This window comes from Desulfuromonas sp. DDH964, assembly GCF_001611275.1.
Taxonomy (GTDB): domain Bacteria; phylum Desulfobacterota; class Desulfuromonadia; order Desulfuromonadales; family DDH964; genus DDH964.
The window spans coordinates 3,124,941-3,142,234 of the sequence record NZ_CP015080.1 but is presented as its reverse complement, the minus strand read 5'-3'; the positions used below and the strand labels follow the sequence as shown (position 1 = coordinate 3,142,234).

Sequence of the window (17,294 nt, the reverse complement as noted above, 5' to 3'; positions counted from 1 at the left end):
CGGGACCTTAAAAACGTACGAAGGCGCCGACGTAAGGGCCGGAGAACTGGGCATCGATGAGGATGTCACTGTCGTCGACCTGGAGATCGAAGTAGCGGTAGCCGCCATAGAGCCCGACCATCGGGATCGGCGAGAACTCGACCTGGGCGTCGGCATCGAGGAAGGAGTTGTCGTTGTACTCCATGTAACCGACGCGGCCGATCACGGCGAGGAAGTCGGCGAGGCCGATGCGGGTGCGCACGCCGAGGGTGGGGATCGGCGCGGTGACCGAATCTTCCTCGTGAATTGGAGTGAGCGTGATATTTTCCTGCCCATCCATGCTGAGAGCGGCGTCAACGACTTTGACCGAAAGCTCCGGGGTGAGCTGGAAGCGTACCGGGGTGTCATCGAAATTGAAGAGGTGGTAACCGAGGCTGACGTCGTAGAGCTTGATATCGACGTCGCTGGCGGTCTGAACCCCGCCCGAATAGGTCTTCCCGTTAAAGTTGACGGTTCCAGTCAGCTGGCCGTTGCCAGAGAACTGGATCGGCAGGTAGCCGACGGCGAGGCGGAAGTCGCCGAGTTGCAGGGCGACCTCGGCGGTAACATCCTTGCTGTCGTCGAAGCCGAGGTCCTTTTCCAAATCAACGGGAGTCCCTGCCAGGCTGCTGCTGCCGACGGCGAAGGTCCCTTCGGGGGTGAGCAACTGGTAGCCGGCCTTGATCGAGACCATTTCGTCGGCCAGGGCCGGAGTGGCCGCGAGGCCGAACAGGGCGAGCAGAACAAGAGTGTGACGGATACTGGGCATGGGAAACCTCCTGAAGTCAGGGTCAATGATAGTCAACCTCCTGCAGTTTATGCACCAGCGAAAAAAAATCAACCAGGAAAGATACCCGGCCGGCCAGGTTCACAAGTTTGCTGCCGATTGTGTTATAATCCGATCTCTTTATTCACCGCCGGGAGTGCCCTTTGGCGGCCCCGTTCACCGTGACTTCGCGAGGTTTTGCCATGACCCGATTTGATCGCCCTACCGCCCAGGGGCTCTACGACCCCGCCCTGGAACACGACTCCTGCGGGGTCGGATTTGTCGTCAACCTCAAGGGGACGCGCAGCCACCAGCTGGTGCAGCAGGCCCTGGAGGTGCTGCGCAATCTCGAACACCGTGGCGCGGTCGGCTGCGACCCGGACACCGGGGACGGCGCCGGCATCCTGCTGCAGATTCCCCACGACTTTTTCGTCAGCGAATGTGGCGAGGACCTCGCCCGCCTGCCGGCGGCCGGGAATTATGCGGTGGCGATGCTCTACCTCCCCCGCGATCGCAATGACCGCCACCGCTGTGAGCGCCTCGCCGAGCAGATCGTCGCCGACCACGGCCTGACCTTCCTCGGCTGGCGCCGGGTGCCGACCGACAACAGCCGTCTCGGTGAAGGGGCGCGCTACCTCGAGCCGGTGATCCGCCAGCTCTTCGTCGCCCGGCCGCCGGAGCTGACCGACGAGATCGAGTTCGAGCGGCGTCTCTACGTCTGCCGGCGCCATCTCACCAACACCGTGCGTCTGCTCGGTCCCTCCTTCGAGGAGAGTTTCTACGTCTGCAGCTTTTCGGGGCGGGTCATCGTCTACAAGGGGATGCTGACCCCGCCGCAGCTCCCGCAGTACTTTCTCGACCTGCGCAACCCCGAGATCAAGAGCGGCCTGGCGCTGGTGCATTCGCGCTTCTCCACCAATACCTTTCCCAACTGGACCCGTGCCCATCCCTACCGCTACCTCGCCCACAACGGCGAGATCAACACCCTGCGTGGCAACGTCAACTGGATGGCGGCGCGCCAGGCGCTGCTGGTCGGCCGCCGGCTCGGCGACGACTGGGCGAAGATCCTGCCGGTCATCGATGAGGCCGGCAGCGACTCGGCCATGTTCGACAACTGCCTCGAATTTCTCCACCTTTCGGGGCGCTCCCTTCCCCATGCGGTGATGATGATGGTCCCCGAACCCTGGAGCTACCATAGCGGGATGTCCGCCGAGAAGCGCGCCTTCTACGAGTACCATTCCTGCCTGATGGAACCCTGGGACGGGCCGGCGGCGATCGCCTTTACCGACGGGGTGCAGATCGGCGCGGTGCTCGACCGCAACGGCCTGCGGCCGTCGCGCTACTGGGTGACCCGGGACGATCTGGTGATTCTCGCTTCCGAGACCGGGGTGCTCGAACTCCCCGCCAATCGTATCCTGCGCAAGGGGCGGCTGCAGCCCGGCAAGATGTTCCTGGTCGATACCGCCCAGGGGCGCATCATCCCCGACGAGGAGATCAAGGCCGGCATCGTCTCCGCCAAGCCTTACCAGGAGTGGCTCGACTCCCACCTGGTGCGCCTGGCGGATCTCCCCGCCGCCGCCCCGCCCCCCCCGGAGAAAGCGACCCTGCTGCAGCGCCAGCAGGCCTTCGGCTACAGCTTCGAGGACCTGCGCGGGATGCTGGCGCCGATGGCGCGCACTGGCGTCGAGGCGATCGGCTCGATGGGCGCCGACGAACCGCTGGCGGTCCTCTCCGAGCGCCCCCAGCTCCTGCCGAGCTACTTCAAGCAGCTCTTTGCCCAGGTCACCAATCCGCCGATCGACAGTATCCGCGAGGAGATCATCACCGCCAGCGGAACCACCCTCGGTGCTGAACGCAACCTGCTCAAGGCCGAGCCGGAGTCGTGCCGCCATGTCGAAATCGACCAGCCTCTCCTCGACGACGGCCAGCTCGCCCGGCTCAAGGCCCTCGATCGCCCGGGGCTCAAGGCAGTGACCCTGCCGATCCTCTTTGCTGCCGCCGCCGGGCGCACGGGGGTGGAGGAAGCCCTCGATCAGCTCTTTGCCGCGGCCGATGCCGCCATCGCCGACGGCGCCACCCTGCTGATCCTTTCCGACCGCGGTGTCGACAACGAAAGGGCGCCGCTGCCGGCACTGCTCGCCGTCGCCGGCCTTCATCACCACCTGATCCGCAAGGGAACCCGGACCCTGGCGGGGATCGTGCTGGAGTCGGGTGAGCCCCGCGAGGTCCATCAGTTCGCGGTCCTGATCGGCTACGGCGCCGGAGCGATCAACCCCTACCTGGCGCTGGAAAGCCTCGGCCAGGTGATCGCCGAGGGGATCCTGACCGACATCGATCACGACAAGGCGATTTACAATTACCTCAAGGCCGCCACCAAGGGGGTGGTGAAGACGATGGCGAAGATGGGGATCTCGACCATCCAGTCGTACCGCGGCGCGCAGATCTTCGAGGCGGTCGGTCTCGGCCAGGACCTGATCAACCGTTACTTCACCCGCACCGCGTCGCGCATTGGCGGGATCGGCCTGGAACAGATCACCCGCGACATCCTGATTCGACACCAGCATGCCTTCGCGGCCCGGCGCGATCCGGACGAAGGCCTCACCCCCGGTGGCAAGCACCAGTGGCGGCAGGGGGGTGAGACGCACCAGCTCGGGCCGATGGCGGTGCACCTGGTCCAGGAAGCGACCCGCAAGGGGGATTACAAGCTCTTCAAGGAGTTCACCACCCGCGCCGACGACCAGGCGCGCCAGGCGCGCACCCTGCGCGGCCTGCTCGATTTCCACTTCCCGGCCGAAGGGATTCCTCTCGAACAGGTCGAGCCGGTGGAAGCGATCGTCAAGCGCTTCAAGACCGGCGCCATGTCCTACGGCTCGATCAGCCGCGAAGCCCATGAGGCCCTGGCGATCGCCATGAACCGCCTCGGCGGCAAGTCGAACACCGGCGAGGGGGGGGAAGATCCGGCCCGCTACCAGCCCGACGAGAACGGCGACAGCCGCAACAGCGCCATCAAACAGGTCGCCTCCGGCCGTTTTGGCGTCACCAGCGAATACCTGGTCAATGCCCGGGAATTGCAGATCAAGATGGCCCAGGGGGCGAAGCCCGGCGAGGGGGGGCAGCTTCCGGGCCACAAGGTCTACCCGGAGATCGCCAAAACCCGGCACTCGACGCCGGGGGTCGGCCTGATCTCGCCGCCGCCCCACCATGACATCTACTCGATCGAGGATCTCGCCGAGCTGATCCATGATTTGAAGAACGCCAACCACGAGGCGCGCGTCAGCGTCAAACTGGTCTCCGAGGTCGGCGTCGGCACCATCGCCGCCGGCGTCGCCAAGGCCAAGGCCGACGTGGTGCTGATCTCCGGCCATGACGGCGGCACCGGCGCCTCACCCCTCTCCAGTATCCACCACTCGGGGCTCCCCTGGGAGCTGGGACTGGCGGAGACGCACCAGACGCTGCTCCTCAACGGGCTGCGCGACCGCATCACGGTGGAGACCGACGGTCAGCTCAAGAGCGGCCGCGACGTGGTGATTGCCGCCATGCTCGGTGCCGAGGAGTTTGGTTTCGCCACCACGCCCCTGGTGGTCCTCGGCTGCATCATGATGCGGGCCTGCCACCTCAATACCTGCCCGGTCGGGGTCGCCACCCAGGATCCGCGGCTGCGCTCCCGCTTTGCCGGCTCTCCCGACCACGTCGTCAACTTTTTCACCTTCGTCGCCCGCGAGGTGCGGGAACTGCTGGCGCGCCTCGGTGTTCGCACCCTCGAAGAGCTGGTCGGCCGCAGTGACCTGCTGCAAGGACACCCCCACAGTCCGGTGATTGCCGAGCGTGGCCTCGATTTCGGCGCCATTCTCCACCGTCCGCAGCTGGGGCCGGAGGTCGGGCAGACCTGCAGGATCGCCCAGGACCATGGTCTCGACCACGCCCTCGACCGCACCGTCCTGCTGCGCCTGTGCGAACCGGCCCTGGAGGAAGGGACCCCGGTCCAGGCCTCGCTGCCGATCCACAACGTCAACCGGGTCGTCGGCACCCTGCTCGGCAGCGAAGTGACCCGGCGTTACGGCGCCAAGGGGCTTCCCGAGGACACCATCCGCCTCAAGTTCAATGGCAGCGCCGGCCAGTCCTTCGGTGCCTTTGTCCCGGCGGGGCTGACCCTGACCATCGAGGGGGACGCCAACGACTACTGCGGCAAGGGGCTTTCCGGTGGCCGCATCGTCATTTTCCCGCCCCGCAGCGCGACCTTTGATCCGGCCGACAACATCATCGTCGGCAATGTCGCCTTTTACGGTGCCACCGCCGGCGAGGCCTTCATCCGCGGCATGGCCGGGGAACGCTTCTGCGTTCGCAACTCGGGATTGACCGCGGTGGTCGAAGCGGTGGGCGATCATGGCTGCGAATACATGACCGGCGGTACGGTGGTTATTCTTGGTCCCACCGGCCGCAACTTCGCCGCCGGCATGTCGGGGGGGATTGCCTATGTCTTCGACGCCGACGGCAGGTTTCCCGCCCAATGCAACCGGGCGATGGTCGATCTCGAGCCCCTCGCCGCTGCGGCGGAGATCGATCGGGTCAGGACGCTGATCGAACGCCACTCGGCCCTGACCGGCTCCAACCGCGCCGACGAGATTCTTGCCGACTGGAACCGCAGCGTCCGGCGCTTCGTCAAGGTCTACCCCACCGATTACCGGCGCATGCAGGAGGCGATCGCGCGCGCCGAGGCTGCCGGCCACAGCGGCGAGGAGGCCCTGCGCGCCGCCTTTTCCGAGAATGCCGGCGATCTGGCAAGGGTCGGGGGGAATTAGGGAGAGTATTTTATCGGTCCCAGGGGTCCCATAGAATGGGACCTGTGAAAAACTGAGCAACAAGCGACCAGGTCGCTTTCCACGGAGCATACAACTATGGGCAAGCAAGGCGGATTTCTCGAATATTACCGCGAGCTGCCGGCCGACCGGCCGGTGGCGGAGCGGCTCAAGGACTGGCAGGAGTTTCATCTCCACTACCCGGCGGGAAAATGCCGGGAGCAGGGGGCGCGTTGCATGGAATGCGGCACCCCCTTCTGCCACACCGGCCTGACCATCGCCGGTGCGGCCTCGGGGTGCCCGGTCTACAACCTGATCCCGGAATGGAACGACCTCGTCTACCGCGGCCTCTGGCAGAAGGCGCTGGAGCGGTTGCACATGACCAACAACTTCCCCGAATTTACCGGCCGGGTCTGCCCCGCCCCCTGCGAGGGGGCCTGCGTCCTCGGCATCATCGAGCCGCCGGTGACGATCAAGGCGATCGAGCAGGCGATCGCCGACCGGGGTTTCGAAGAGGGGTGGATCCTGCCCCGGCCACCGGCCGGGCGCAGCGGCAAGAAGGTCGCGGTGGTCGGTTCCGGGCCGGCCGGGCTCGCCTGCGCCGCCCAGCTCAACAAGGCCTGGCACCAGGTGACGGTCTTTGAGCGCGCCGACCGTGTCGGCGGCCTGCTGATGTACGGCATCCCCAACATGAAGCTCGACAAGGCCTTCGTGCAGCGGCGCGCCGATCTCCTCGCCGCCGAAGGGGTCGAGTTTGTCACCGGGGTCGAGGTCGGGCGCGACCGTTCCCTGGCGCAACTGCAGGCCGATTTCGATGCCGTGGTCCTCTGCTGCGGGGCCACCGCGCCGCGGGATCTGCCGATCCCCGGCCGCCAGTTGCAGGGGGTTCACTTTGCCATGGACTACTTGACCCACAACACGCGCCGGCTCCTCGACGGCACCCCCCTCGAAATCGACGCCGCCGGCAAGCAGGTGGTGGTGATCGGCGGCGGTGACACCGGCACCGACTGTGTCGCCACCGCGCTGCGCCAGGGGTGCCAGAGTGTCGTTCAGCTCGAAATCATGCCGCGTCCGCCGCAGAAGCGCGCCGTCAACAACCCCTGGCCGCAGTGGCCGCGGGTTTACCGCCTCGACTATGGCCAGGAGGAGGCCAAGGCGACCTGCGGCGCCGATCCGCGCCAGTACCTGGTGACCGCCGACGAGTTCCTCGGCGACGACCAGGGACGGGTGAAGCAGCTGCGGGTCCACGACATCGAGTGGCTGGAAGAGGGGGGGCGGCTGCAGGCGAAAAAGGTGCACGGCACCGAGCGGGTGATCGGCGCCGAGCTGGTGCTGCTGGCGATGGGCTTCCTCGGTCCGGAAGCGACGGTGACGACCGGGGTCGAGGTCGATCGCGACGGCCGCAGCAACCTGCTGGCCGACTATGGGTCCTTCGCCACCAGCGTCCCCGGGCTCTTCGCCGCCGGCGACGCCCGCCGTGGCCAGAGCCTGGTGGTCTGGGCGATCAACGAAGGGCGCGCCGCGGCGCGGGAGGTCGATCGCTACCTGATGGGGAGGAGCGATCTGCCTTAGGGATAGGCCTTACAGGACCCATCGGTCCTATGGGACGTATGGTTTAAATTCAAACCGAGAGGGCGGGAGGCCGAGAGGCTCCCCGCTCTCTCGGTTTTTCAGTTCGATTTGGTGAGGAAGGGGGCGAAGAGGTAGCGGATCTCCTCCAGGGAGTCCTCGATGACGAAGGGAATGTTCTTGGCGAAAAGGTCGAGCAGGATCAGGGCGTTGATCGTCGAGTCCTCCTCGATGGCATGGCGCAGACGGTCAGCGAGGGTGCGGTTGACGATATGGAGGTCGGCGTAGATTCTCTTCAGCCCCTCCAGGTCGAGGTCCGCCATTGCCCCGTCCTTGCGCAGGAAGTACTGGGCGAGCAGGTACATGGAGGCGGCCCGGTAGATCGTCTCTTCCTCGCTTGCCAGCGGCAGGTGGAAGCGGGCCATCGGCTTGAAGAAGGCGGTGCGCGGGCAGCCGCTGGTGGCGAGGATCAGCCCCATCAGGGAGCTGACGCCGCGCTGGGCCGGAATGTCGTTGGAAATGACCCGTTCCGGGGTGACGATCTCCACTTCGAGGCGATCGTAGGAGACCAGGCGGGCACAGGAGGCGACCAGGCGCACCAGGGCGACAGCGGCCGGGCAATGGCTCTGCCGCGCCGGTTCGAGGGGGCAGTTGGGGCATTGGTGAAAGTCGAGGCTTGTCCAGGGCGGGGTGGTGATCTGGTCCTGCTGCAGCTCCAGGGTGGCGGCGTCAATGCGCAGATCGTAGCGCTCGCGGCGGCCGTCGGGAAAGCGGAAGCGGTACTCGATGGCGAAGGTCTTCACGGCTCGTCCTGTCCTCTCCCCTCCCGGCAACGGCTCAGGGGCGCACCACCCGTCCCGCCCCGGTCAGGGTCCGGGCGATGTCGAACATGTTGGTGACCCGTCCTACCGCCACCTCCTCCTTGAGGGCATAGAAGTCGAGGCAGAGGCCGCAGGCGGCGATATCGGTCCCGCGGCAGGCGAGCTGTTCGAGGGCTTCGCGCACCTCGGCGCCCTGGCAGACGAGTTTCACCCCGCAGTTGACGAAGAGGATGGCGTCGGGGGCGCTGTCGAGATCGAGAAGGGTGATCAGGAAGTTCTTCAACAGCAGGCGGCCGAGCTCGTCGCTGCCGCTCCCCATCGTCTCGGCGCCGATGAAGATCACGGTCGGCCCGGTCGCCGCGGCCGGCGTTACCTCGCTCGCCGGGCCCGTCCCCGGTTGCAGCTGCAGGGCGAAGCCGCCCTCGGTCGCTGCAACTTCGACCGCAAAGCCGAGGCTTGCTGCCATCCGGCCGACGTTCTCCCGCGCGGTATCGTCGCCGACCAGGACGGTCAGCGCCTCGTCCGGCGCGGCGAGGATTGCCTTGCGGGTTTCGACCACGGGGTGGGGACACTGGTGGGCGCGGCAGTCGAGGGTTTTCATGGGGTAGGGCCTCCGGAAAATTGGGGACTGTAGTTTTTCATAGGTCCCATTTGTCGCATAGGTCCTATGGGACTACTGGGACTACTGGGACCTATGAAAAACCAGGAGTTCAACTTCGCCGCGCCTTCGGCCTTTTCCCGCGCGGGTCGGGGACGAGCCGTGCCACCGACTCGATGTGGCCGGTCTGCGGAAACATGTCGACCGGCTGCACCTCCTCGGTGCGATAGCCGTGGCCGGCCAGCAGGGCGAGGTCGCGCGCCAGCGTCTCCGGGTTGCAGGAGACGTAGACCAGCAGCCGTGGCTTGAGCCCGGCCAGCGCTTCGAGGACCGCGGCCTCGCAGCCGCCGCGGGGGGGATTGACGACGGCAACGCTGCCGGGAGGAATTTCGAGAGTCAGGTCGTGAACCAGCTCCTCGGCTTCCCCGGCGCGGAAGGTGCAGTTGCCAAGGCCGCCCAGGCGGGCGTTCTCACGGGCGTTGCGCACCGCCTCTTCGACCACCTCGATGCCGATTACCCGGCCGGCATCCCGGGCGAGATGGAGGGCGATGCCGCCGATACCGCAGTAGAGATCGACGGCGCTCTCCTCCGGTTTGAGCGCCGCCCACTGCCGTACCAGGGCGTAGATGCGCGCCGCCTGCTCGTGGTTGACCTGGAAAAAGGCGGTCGGGGCGATGCGCAGCCGCACCTCGCCGAGCTGGTCGAGGAGGTCGGGAGCGCCGATCATGCGCAGCGTCTCGCGACCGAAGATGACATTGCCGGCGGTCGGGTTGATATTCTGCTGGACCGAGATGATCTCCGGAAGTTTTGCCTTGAGCGCCTTGGCCAGCCGGGTGAGCTGGGTGAAATCCTTTTCGGTGGTGACGAAAGTGACCATCGCCTTGCCCGACCCCGGGCTGACCCGCACCAGCAGGTAACGGAGCAGGCCGCGCTGGCGTTTCGGGTCCCAGACCCAGATCTGCTGCCGTTCGATCTCGCTGCGTACCGTGGCGACGATGCGGTTGATCAGCGGATGGTGCAGGGGGCAGTTGCCGATATCGACCACCTGGTGGCTGCCGCGGCGGTAGAGACCGACGCTCACCTTCCCCCGTTCCTTGGCCAGGACCAGCTTGGCATTGGTCCGGTAGCCAAAGGGGTGCTCGGCGCCCCAGGGGGCCCGCACCGGTACCGCGGTGAGCCCTTCCCGGGCGGCGAGGGCCGCGCGTACCCGCTCCGCCTTGACCTGGAGCTGGGCCGGATAGGCGAGATTGATCAGCGGGCAGCCGAGGCAGTCGCCGGCACAGCGACAGGGGCCGTTGATGCGGTCGGGATGGCGAACCAGGACCTCGCGCAGCAGGCCGACACTGCGGCGCTGCCCTTCGTGTTCGAGGGCGGCACGGATCTTCTCCCCGGGAAAGGCGCCCGGGACCAGCAGTTCCTTGCCGGCGTAGGGGCCGATGCCGACGCCGTCGTCGTCGAGGCGTTCGATGGTCGTCTCCACCGTCGGCAGGGCCGGGCGCTGATTTTTGCGGGGCGGGCGGGTGGTGGCGACTTTTTTCGGACGGGGCGGCTGGGCCATGGGGATCCTTAGTCAAGTGGGTACTTCTGAGGCGGAACCATACTCTTTCCGGGGCGCTGCTGTCAATTGCGGTGGTGCTTGACGGCCGGCCGCGGCGCCTTGTAGACTCGGCGGGGATGGTGCAGTTTTGAGTTTTGGGTTTTGCGGTTTAGGTTGCAAACCCCGGCGCGCCGAGGAGATCCCTTTTTCACCTGGAGTCGGCGTCTCCCAAGGGCGCTATGCAAACTTGAAACGCAAACCTCAAACCGGAGATTTTTATGCCCCGCATCACCCGCCAGATCTTCGTCGGTCCCGTCGCCATCGGTGGCGGCGCGCCGGTCTCGGTCCAGTCGATGACCAACACCGACACCCGCGATGCGGTTGCCACCCTGGCCCAGATCGGTCGCCTCGCCGCGGCCGGCTGCGAAATCGTGCGCTGCGCGGTCCCCGATGCTGACGCCGCGACGGCTCTCGCAGCGATCTGCAGCGCCAGCCCGCTGCCGGTGATCGCAGATATCCACTTCGACTACCAGCTGGCCCTCGCCTCCCTGCGGGCCGGGGTCGCCGGACTGCGGCTCAACCCCGGCAACATCGGGGCGCGCTGGAAGGTCGAAGAGGTGGTCAGAGCCTGCGCCGAACGCCGCATCCCGATCCGTATCGGCGTCAACGGCGGCAGCCTCGAGAAGGAGCTGCTGGAGAAGTACGGGCACCCTACCGCCCAGGCGATGGCCGAGAGCGCTCTCGGCCACATCCGCATTCTCGAAGATCTCGGCTACCGCGAGATCAAGGTCAGCCTCAAGGTCTCCGATATCCGCCGCACCGTGGCGGCCTACCGCCTTCTCGCCGCCGCGGTCGACTACCCGTTGCACATCGGCATCACCGAGGCCGGCACCACCTGGAGCGGCACCATCAAGAGCGCCGTCGGCATCGGCACCCTCCTTGAGGGCGGTCTCGGCGATACCCTGCGCGTCTCCCTCACCGGCGACCCGGTTGAAGAGGTCCGCGTCGGCTGGGAAATTCTCAAGAGCCTCGAACTGCGTGAACACGGCCCGGTCTTCGTCAGCTGCCCGACCTGCGGCCGCTGCCAGGTCGACCTGATCCCGGTCGCCGAAGAGGTCGAGCGACGCCTCCACGACCTGCCCAAAAAGATCACCGTGGCGGTGATGGGGTGCGTCGTCAACGGACCGGGCGAGGCCCGTGAAGCCGATGTCGGTATCGCCGGCGGCAAGGGGCAGGGGCTCCTCTTCCGCAAGGGAGTGGTGGTGCGCAAGGTTCCCGAGGCCGAGATGGTCGAGGCGCTGGTCGCCGAAGCACGCAGGCTGGCAGAACAGGAATAGCCCGCCAGAAACTCCCGGTTGCGGCAACAGCTCTCCGCCCGCGCCGCGCTTCCATCTCGCCGGCAGGTTGGTTAAGGCAACGGCGAGGTTGACAAGGCGCGGGTCCGAAGGTAGAAGGAACTATCGGGCCAAATGGAGTGGCATGATCATCGGGAGGGAAAGTTTCGGGCGCCGGCGGCGCCATCCGGGGAGGTTGCCTGACCTGCCGAACCCGGGGCGAAACGGGGAAGCGTTGCGCAAAGGTTGCATGTAATGTCGATGAATGATGGCAGACCGATGAAAGGCCCGGCGGACGAAATCCGCCTCAAGGAGGAGCTCGCCTCGGCGACCGAAGTCCTCTGGTCCCTGCTCAAAGCCGCCAAGGCGTTTCGGATGTATCTGCCCAACAACCCCCTGCGGCAAAAATTCATCCAGGACTCGATCACCAAGACGACCGGTCACCTCGAACGCTACGGCCAGTGCCAGTTCGATGTCGACCAGTACACCACCTCCTACCTCGGGACCAAGATTCACGAGAGTCGGGATCCGCGGGAGAGTATCGGCTTTCGTCTCTACGCGGACGGTATCCGTTCCCTGATTTTCAGCGCGGGGCTCCAGCCTGCAGAAATCTGTGATTTTCTCGATATTGTCGGGCAGAACCGCGCCGCCGATACCGACGATGATATCGTCACCCTGCTCTGGATGAAAGACCTCCCCAATATCACCTACGTTCTCGCCGACGACTTCAACGAAGTGAACGCGCAGCAGGCCTCCTTCCCGGCGGATGCTTCCCAACAGCCCGGGATACAAAGGGTTTACCAGACCCCGGTGGAGCCAGTGGTCCAGCCGGTGGCGCAACCGATCCAGCCGCTCACTGCCGCGGAGGCGGCGGCCCTCAAGCAGGAGACGACGGCCGAGGAGAGCCAGGACCCGCTGCCCGAGGTCATGCGGATCCTCGCCGCGATCCTGGCCGGGGAGATGGGGCGCGGGCTGTTCGGTGACTTCCTCGAAATAACCGACAACCTCATCGGCAGCCTCCTGCAGGAGGGAAGACTCGGTGATGCCCTGCAGCTGATTCGCTTTCTGCAGAAGATGGCGGCGAGCGACAAGGTTCCGCCCGGCAAGCGGGAGATGATCCGGGCCGGCAGCGGCTCCGGGGTCACCGCGGAGGTCGTCCTCTCCCTGCAGCAGCCTTTCGATACCCTGGAGGACCTTTCTCTCGACGACCTTGTCGACCTCTTCCGCTACCTTGGCTCCCGGCATACCGCGTCGATCTGTGAAGTCCTCGGCAAGGTCCAGAAGCGGAAGATGCGCAAGAACATCATCACTGCGCTGGCTGAATGTGGCAAGGATTCCCCGCGAAGCTTCTACCCCTTTCTGCGGGATAAGCGCTGGTTTCTGGTGCGCAACATCCTCACCATCCTTACCCTTATCGGCGACCAGAAGTGCCTCGGCTCGGTCATCGCGCTGGTCGACCACCCCGATCCGCAGGTCCGCAAAGAGGTGCTCGGTTACCTGCTGAAGCATCCCGATCCCCGCGCCCGTAAAGAGATGCTGCGATTCCTGGACGATGAATCGGAGCCGTTGCGTATCCGGGCGCTGGGAGCTCTCGCCGCGGCCCACTGGACGCCGGCGCTGCCGGCGATCGAAGCGATCATTGACGAGAAGGAATTCGCCCACAGAAGTATCGCGGAGAAATGTGCCTTTTTCGAGGCGCTGGGACTGTTGGCCGGCGACAGCGTGGTGCCGAAGCTGCGGCGGATGGCGATCAAGACGGGGTGGCTCAACCGTTCGAAACAGAGCGAGGAGGTCATCTGTGCCATTGCCGGGCTGAAGAAGGTTCGCACCCCGGCGGCCCTCGAGGCGCTGGGAAAAGCCCAGGGCAAATGGCAGGGGAGCGCGCTGGAGGAGCTGATCTTCCAGGCCCTGAAGGAGTATGAGCAGGCGGACGCGCCGCCCCGCGACGCCGGGGAGGCGCAATGACTCTCCAGGGGAATTCCCAGTCCCTCGATCGGGATCTCGTTCGGCTCGGCAAGAGCCTGAGCGTCCAGTTCTTTGTCCTGCTGAAGACGGCCCAGAACTACCCCGAGGGGCATGCGGCCCTCGCCACCCCGGTCAGCCAGCTCCAGGAGACGGTGCGCCAGATTCACCGGCACAACGAGGAGCCCTCCATCCGCACCCAGGGGAGCTACCTTCTGCTCGGTGACGTCCGCCTGAAACCCGATGCCGCCGGAGCGGAGGCGATCTTTTACGTCCTTACCCTGATGAAGCGGCTGGGGATCGGCGGAATTCAATTCGACCCGGCGGTGGCGACCCAGCAGCTCTCCCGCTTCGCCACCCTCCTCAACGAGATCGAGCCCGGGGAGGCTGAAGAGGATATCTATTACCGGGTGGTCACCCAGTTGCACGGGCGCGGGATCACCGGCATTGAACTGGAGCCGTTGGCCGAAGAGAGTGAAACAGCGCCACCAGCGGCGCGGCCCGGACTCGAAGACGGTCGGGCCCGCTCCCAGCAGATCTACCTGCAGACGGTCAGCGCCACCGCCGAGGTCATGGAAAACGCCAAGATGGGGCAGACCCTGCGGCTGCGCAAATCGAAACGGGTCGTCCAGACCATGATCGACCAGCTGCTGGACAATGAAACCAATCTGCTCGGGCTTACCACCATCCGCTGCCATGACGAGTACACCTACAACCACTCGGTGAACGTCTGCATCCTTTCTCTCGCCATCGGCCAGCGGATCGGTCTCAGCCGCGGGCGGCTCTGCGAGCTGGGGATGGCAGCGCTCTTTCATGACATCGGCAAATCCGATATTCCCACGGAACTGCTCAACAAGCCCCAGGAGTTTGAGCCGGAGGAGTGGCGGATCATCCAGAAACATCCCGTGCTCGGGGTCAAGCTCCTGATGAAGCTCAAGGGGCTCGATCTCTTGAACGCCCGTATTATCGTCGGCTCTTTCGAGCATCATCTGAATTTCGATCTTTCGGGCTATCCCAAGTATCCCTACCGCCGGCTCAGTCTCTTTGGCCGCATCATCAGTATTGCCGACTGCTACGACGCCATGACCTCCTCCCGGGTTTATACCCGGACCCCGATTGCGCCCGAAAAAGCCCTGCGCTTGATGCTCGACAAGGCAGGGAAAACCTACGACCCTGTTCTCCTCAAGGTTTTCGTCAACTGCATCGGCACCTATCCCCTCGGTACCCTGCTGCGGCTGAATACCGGCGAACTCGCCGTCGTCGTCGGCAACCCCGAGGAACTCTTCCTCTGGGACCGGCCGCTGGTGCAGATCATCGCCGACCCGGCGGGGAACGAAATCGATGGCGCCACGGTCGATCTCTCTGCCGACGGCTCCCGCAATATTGCCAAGACCCTCGATGCCCGCCAATTCGGGATCGATACCAGCCGCTACTTTCTCTGAACGGCAGATGTATGCCGGTCTACCCAGCCTTCACCTGGTCTCCCCTGGTCTATTCTCCCCCGGTTTTTTGGACTTTCCGGCTGCGCTGCTATACTTGGCCGGAGGTGTTTCCTGTTTTTTCAAGACCGAGGTGCGAATGAAATGGCTGATTCCCTGGTGATTTCATGAGGTGATGGGTGGTATGGCGACCGAGGAGTTCAGGCAGCCCGGCAAAAACTGGTTCCGGCTCGACCAGCTAATCCTGGGCGGGTCGCCGCTTCGTATCCTCCCCCTGATGGTCCTGTCGATTTTCCTGGCCGAGTTTTCGGTCATGCTGATTCTTGACAGCGTCGGGGAGCTGGATACCTATGCCGGTGCCCTGCTCGACGCCGTAATGCTTCTCCTGTTCCTCTCCCCCACCTTCTACCTGTTCCACTATCGCCCCCTGATGAATCAGTACCAGGCCCGCAAGGCGGCGCTGGAAAGGCTGCTGGAGAGCGAAGAGCGGCTCAATACCACCTTGGACGCCGTCAATGACGGCGTCTGGGACTGGGACCTGGTGGGAGGCTCGGCCTACTTCAGTCCGCGCTGTCGGGAGCTTGTCGGGTGTGGCCCGGACGAGCCGGTTCCCGCCCTTGCGGTTTGGCAGACTCGCATTCATCCGGACGACCGGCGGGCGGCTCTGGTCGCCTGGAATGATCATCTCGCCGGCAGGATTGCGAATTTTGAAGCCGAGTTGCGACTGCCCGGAGAAGCAAAGGCGTGGTCCTGGATCCTGGTTCGGGGCAGGGTCGTAAAACGGGACGAGGACGGGACGCCGCTGCGGGCGGTCGGGACGATTGCCGATATCGGTCTGCGTAAAGAGGCCGAGGCGGCGCTACGGCAGCAGAAGGCAGATATCCGCCAGCTTTCTCACCAGCTCATGCATAGCGTCGAGATGGAGAAAAAACATCTGGCGCGCGACCTGCACGATGAATTCGGCCAGGTTCTGGCCGTGGTTCAACTCGGGGTCGAGATGCTGAAGGAGGGGCACTGGCGGAACCAGGAGGAGTTCCAGTTTCACTGTGATCGGCTTCTCGCCAGCGTCGCCCGCTTGCGCACCGAAATTCGCCAAACCTGTGACCGGCTGTTGCCGGCCATGCTGGAGGAGCTTGGCCTGGCGGCCACCCTGGAGTGGTTGACGGGAGAGTTCTCCATGCAGAAGACCGGCTTCAGGATTGATTTTGCGGCCGAGCCCCTGGAAGAGACGCCCGGCGGGGACGGTGCCATTGCCCTCTACCGCATCTGCCAGGAAGCCCTGAATAATGTCCTCAAGCACGCCGCTGCCAGCGCGGTCAGGGTTCGCCTGCGTTCGCAGGCGGGAGGGGTGGAACTGGAAATCGTCGACGATGGTCGGGGGTTCGTGCCGGGCCCCGAACTGGTCTCCGTGGACGGCCACTGGGGGATCGGGCTTTTCGGCATGCACGAACGGGCCCTGGCGGTTGGCGGTAAAGTTCAAGTCACTTCAGAACCGGGGCAAGGGACCCGGGTCTGTGCCTGGGTTCCTCTACTGACGGAGGAGGAGTGAATCCGATTCGAATCCTGATAGCTGATGATCATGCCCTGATGCGGGAGGGCCTGCGCCTGTTGCTGGCGGCCCAGGCCGATATGGTGGTGATCGGCGAGGCCGGCGATGGCGTGGAGGCCGTCGATTTGACTCGCCGGTTGCGCCCGGAAGTGCTGCTGCTCGACGTCGCCCTCCCGCGCATGAATGGTCTGGAGGCCCTCAAGCTGGTGCGTGATGCCGTTCCCGAAACGCGGGTGCTGATCCTCTCCTCCCATGAAAAGGAGGTTTATACCCACGAAGCCCTCAGGTTGGGAGCGAGCGGTTACGTGGTCAAGGGCGCGCCTGGCAGGGAGCTTCTCGCCGCCATTCGCGCCGTTCGTGACGGCCGCATTTACCTGAGCGGCCAGATTCAGCAACAGGTTATTGAGGGCTACCTGAGCGGTCACGAGGAAAAACCGGCCAGGGGAAGCTTTGATGAGCTCTCCGAGCGGGAACAGCAGGTCTTTCGCCTGGTAGTCGCCGGGAACAGTACTGCGGAAATTGCCGACCTGCTTTGCATCAGCTCCAAGACTGTCGATAAACATCGGGCCAGCATCGCCCGGAAAATCGGTATCGACAATCCCGTCAAGATGGTGCAGTACGCCATTCGTATCGGTCTGATCGATCCCCGGCTCTGGGAAGAATAGCCGTCCCAACTCCCTCCCTTGTCTAATCCCACCCTGAAAATGCGCCTTTTGCTACCGCGCTTTGCGCCATTGACGCATTGTGCGGTGGTGTCGAATAGATTACTAATGTAGTCACTAACCATTGCTGAAGGCCGCGGATGCCGATTGTGCTTTCCCACAGAACTGAATAACGGTCAGCAACAGCGGCAACTGCCGGATTATTTCATAGCTTCACTTTAGGGCCGCACGCCAAACTTTGCA

General features: G+C 64.8%; 11 protein-coding genes. 7 read left to right on the top strand and 4 right to left on the bottom strand.

What is annotated here, in order from left to right; translation table 11 throughout:
- Nucleotides 1–7: 7 nt before the first annotated feature.
- Nucleotides 8–787: a hypothetical protein gene (locus DBW_RS14425; protein ID WP_066728298.1), complete on the bottom strand. Its 780-nt coding sequence runs from the start codon at nt 785–787 to the stop codon at nt 8–10.
- 200 nt (nt 788–987) lie between these two features.
- Between DBW_RS14425 and gltB the strand changes: the two genes are divergently transcribed.
- Together gltB and DBW_RS14415 are read left to right on the top strand one after the other, a co-directional pair.
- Nucleotides 988–5,583, top strand: coding sequence for a glutamate synthase large subunit (gene gltB, locus DBW_RS14420; RefSeq protein WP_066729866.1), 4,596 nt, complete (start codon nt 988–990; stop codon nt 5,581–5,583).
- Between the two features lie 96 nt (nt 5,584–5,679).
- Entirely contained in the window at nt 5,680–7,152 is a 1,473-nt protein-coding gene (locus DBW_RS14415) for a glutamate synthase subunit beta (RefSeq protein ID WP_066728296.1), read from the top strand.
- A 98-nt stretch (nt 7,153–7,250) separates the two neighbouring features.
- Here the strand turns inward: DBW_RS14415 and DBW_RS14410 are convergent, their stop codons facing one another.
- The 3 genes from DBW_RS14410 to rlmD form a co-directional block, all read right to left on the bottom strand.
- Nucleotides 7,251–7,952, bottom strand: a complete 702-nt coding sequence (locus tag DBW_RS14410) for a DUF6901 family protein (protein ID WP_066728295.1) — start codon at nt 7,950–7,952, stop codon at nt 7,251–7,253.
- A 34-nt stretch (nt 7,953–7,986) separates the two neighbouring features.
- A complete protein-coding gene (gene yedF / locus DBW_RS14405; protein WP_066728293.1) occupies nt 7,987–8,571 on the bottom strand; it encodes a sulfurtransferase-like selenium metabolism protein YedF in 585 nt (194 codons plus the stop codon).
- A 109-nt stretch (nt 8,572–8,680) separates the two neighbouring features.
- Nucleotides 8,681–10,126, bottom strand: coding sequence for a 23S rRNA (uracil(1939)-C(5))-methyltransferase RlmD (gene rlmD / locus DBW_RS14400; protein WP_082820370.1), 1,446 nt, complete (start codon nt 10,124–10,126; stop codon nt 8,681–8,683).
- Between the two features lie 257 nt (nt 10,127–10,383).
- Here rlmD and ispG point away from each other — a divergent pair, with 257 nt between their 5' ends.
- The 5 genes from ispG to DBW_RS14375 all read left to right on the top strand — a co-directional run bounded on the left by ispG (nt 10,384) and on the right by DBW_RS14375 (nt 17,054).
- Nucleotides 10,384–11,442, top strand: coding sequence for a flavodoxin-dependent (E)-4-hydroxy-3-methylbut-2-enyl-diphosphate synthase (gene ispG / locus DBW_RS14395; RefSeq protein WP_066728291.1), 1,059 nt, complete (start codon nt 10,384–10,386; stop codon nt 11,440–11,442).
- 276 nt (nt 11,443–11,718) lie between these two features.
- Nucleotides 11,719–13,404 carry a HEAT repeat domain-containing protein gene (locus DBW_RS14390; protein WP_197463650.1) on the top strand — a complete coding sequence of 562 codons (1,686 nt, stop codon included), beginning with the start codon at nt 11,719–11,721 and terminating at the stop codon, nt 13,402–13,404.
- Nucleotides 13,401–14,843, top strand: coding sequence for an HD-GYP domain-containing protein (locus tag DBW_RS14385; RefSeq protein WP_066728287.1), 1,443 nt, complete (start codon nt 13,401–13,403; stop codon nt 14,841–14,843). Before DBW_RS14390 ends, DBW_RS14385 begins: the two co-directional genes overlap by 4 nt.
- Nucleotides 14,844–15,024: 181 nt before the next feature.
- Entirely contained in the window at nt 15,025–16,389 is a 1,365-nt protein-coding gene (locus DBW_RS14380) for a PAS domain-containing sensor histidine kinase (protein ID WP_066728285.1), read from the top strand.
- Nucleotides 16,386–17,054 (top strand): response regulator, encoded by a 669-nt coding sequence (locus tag DBW_RS14375; protein WP_066728284.1) that lies wholly within the window; start codon nt 16,386–16,388, stop codon nt 17,052–17,054. Before DBW_RS14380 ends, DBW_RS14375 begins: the two co-directional genes overlap by 4 nt.
- Nucleotides 17,055–17,294 lie beyond the last annotated feature (240 nt).

What these genes read in the sequence shown, in the direction of transcription:
- DBW_RS14425 (WP_066728298.1), bottom strand. Translation starts at nt 787, where the DNA reads ATGCCCAGTATCCGTCACACTCTTGTTCTGCTCGCCCTGTTCGGCCTC.
- gltB (WP_066729866.1), top strand. Translation starts at nt 988, where the DNA reads ATGACCCGATTTGATCGCCCTACCGCCCAGGGGCTCTACGACCCCGCC.
- DBW_RS14415 (WP_066728296.1), top strand. Translation starts at nt 5,680, where the DNA reads ATGGGCAAGCAAGGCGGATTTCTCGAATATTACCGCGAGCTGCCGGCC.
- yedF (WP_066728293.1), bottom strand. Translation starts at nt 8,571, where the DNA reads ATGAAAACCCTCGACTGCCGCGCCCACCAGTGTCCCCACCCCGTGGTC.
- rlmD (WP_082820370.1), bottom strand. Translation starts at nt 10,126, where the DNA reads ATGGCCCAGCCGCCCCGTCCGAAAAAAGTCGCCACCACCCGCCCGCCC.
- ispG (WP_066728291.1), top strand. Translation starts at nt 10,384, where the DNA reads ATGCCCCGCATCACCCGCCAGATCTTCGTCGGTCCCGTCGCCATCGGT.
- DBW_RS14390 (WP_197463650.1), top strand. Translation starts at nt 11,719, where the DNA reads ATGAAAGGCCCGGCGGACGAAATCCGCCTCAAGGAGGAGCTCGCCTCG.
- DBW_RS14385 (WP_066728287.1), top strand. Translation starts at nt 13,401, where the DNA reads ATGACTCTCCAGGGGAATTCCCAGTCCCTCGATCGGGATCTCGTTCGG.
- DBW_RS14380 (WP_066728285.1), top strand. Translation starts at nt 15,025, where the DNA reads ATGGCGACCGAGGAGTTCAGGCAGCCCGGCAAAAACTGGTTCCGGCTC.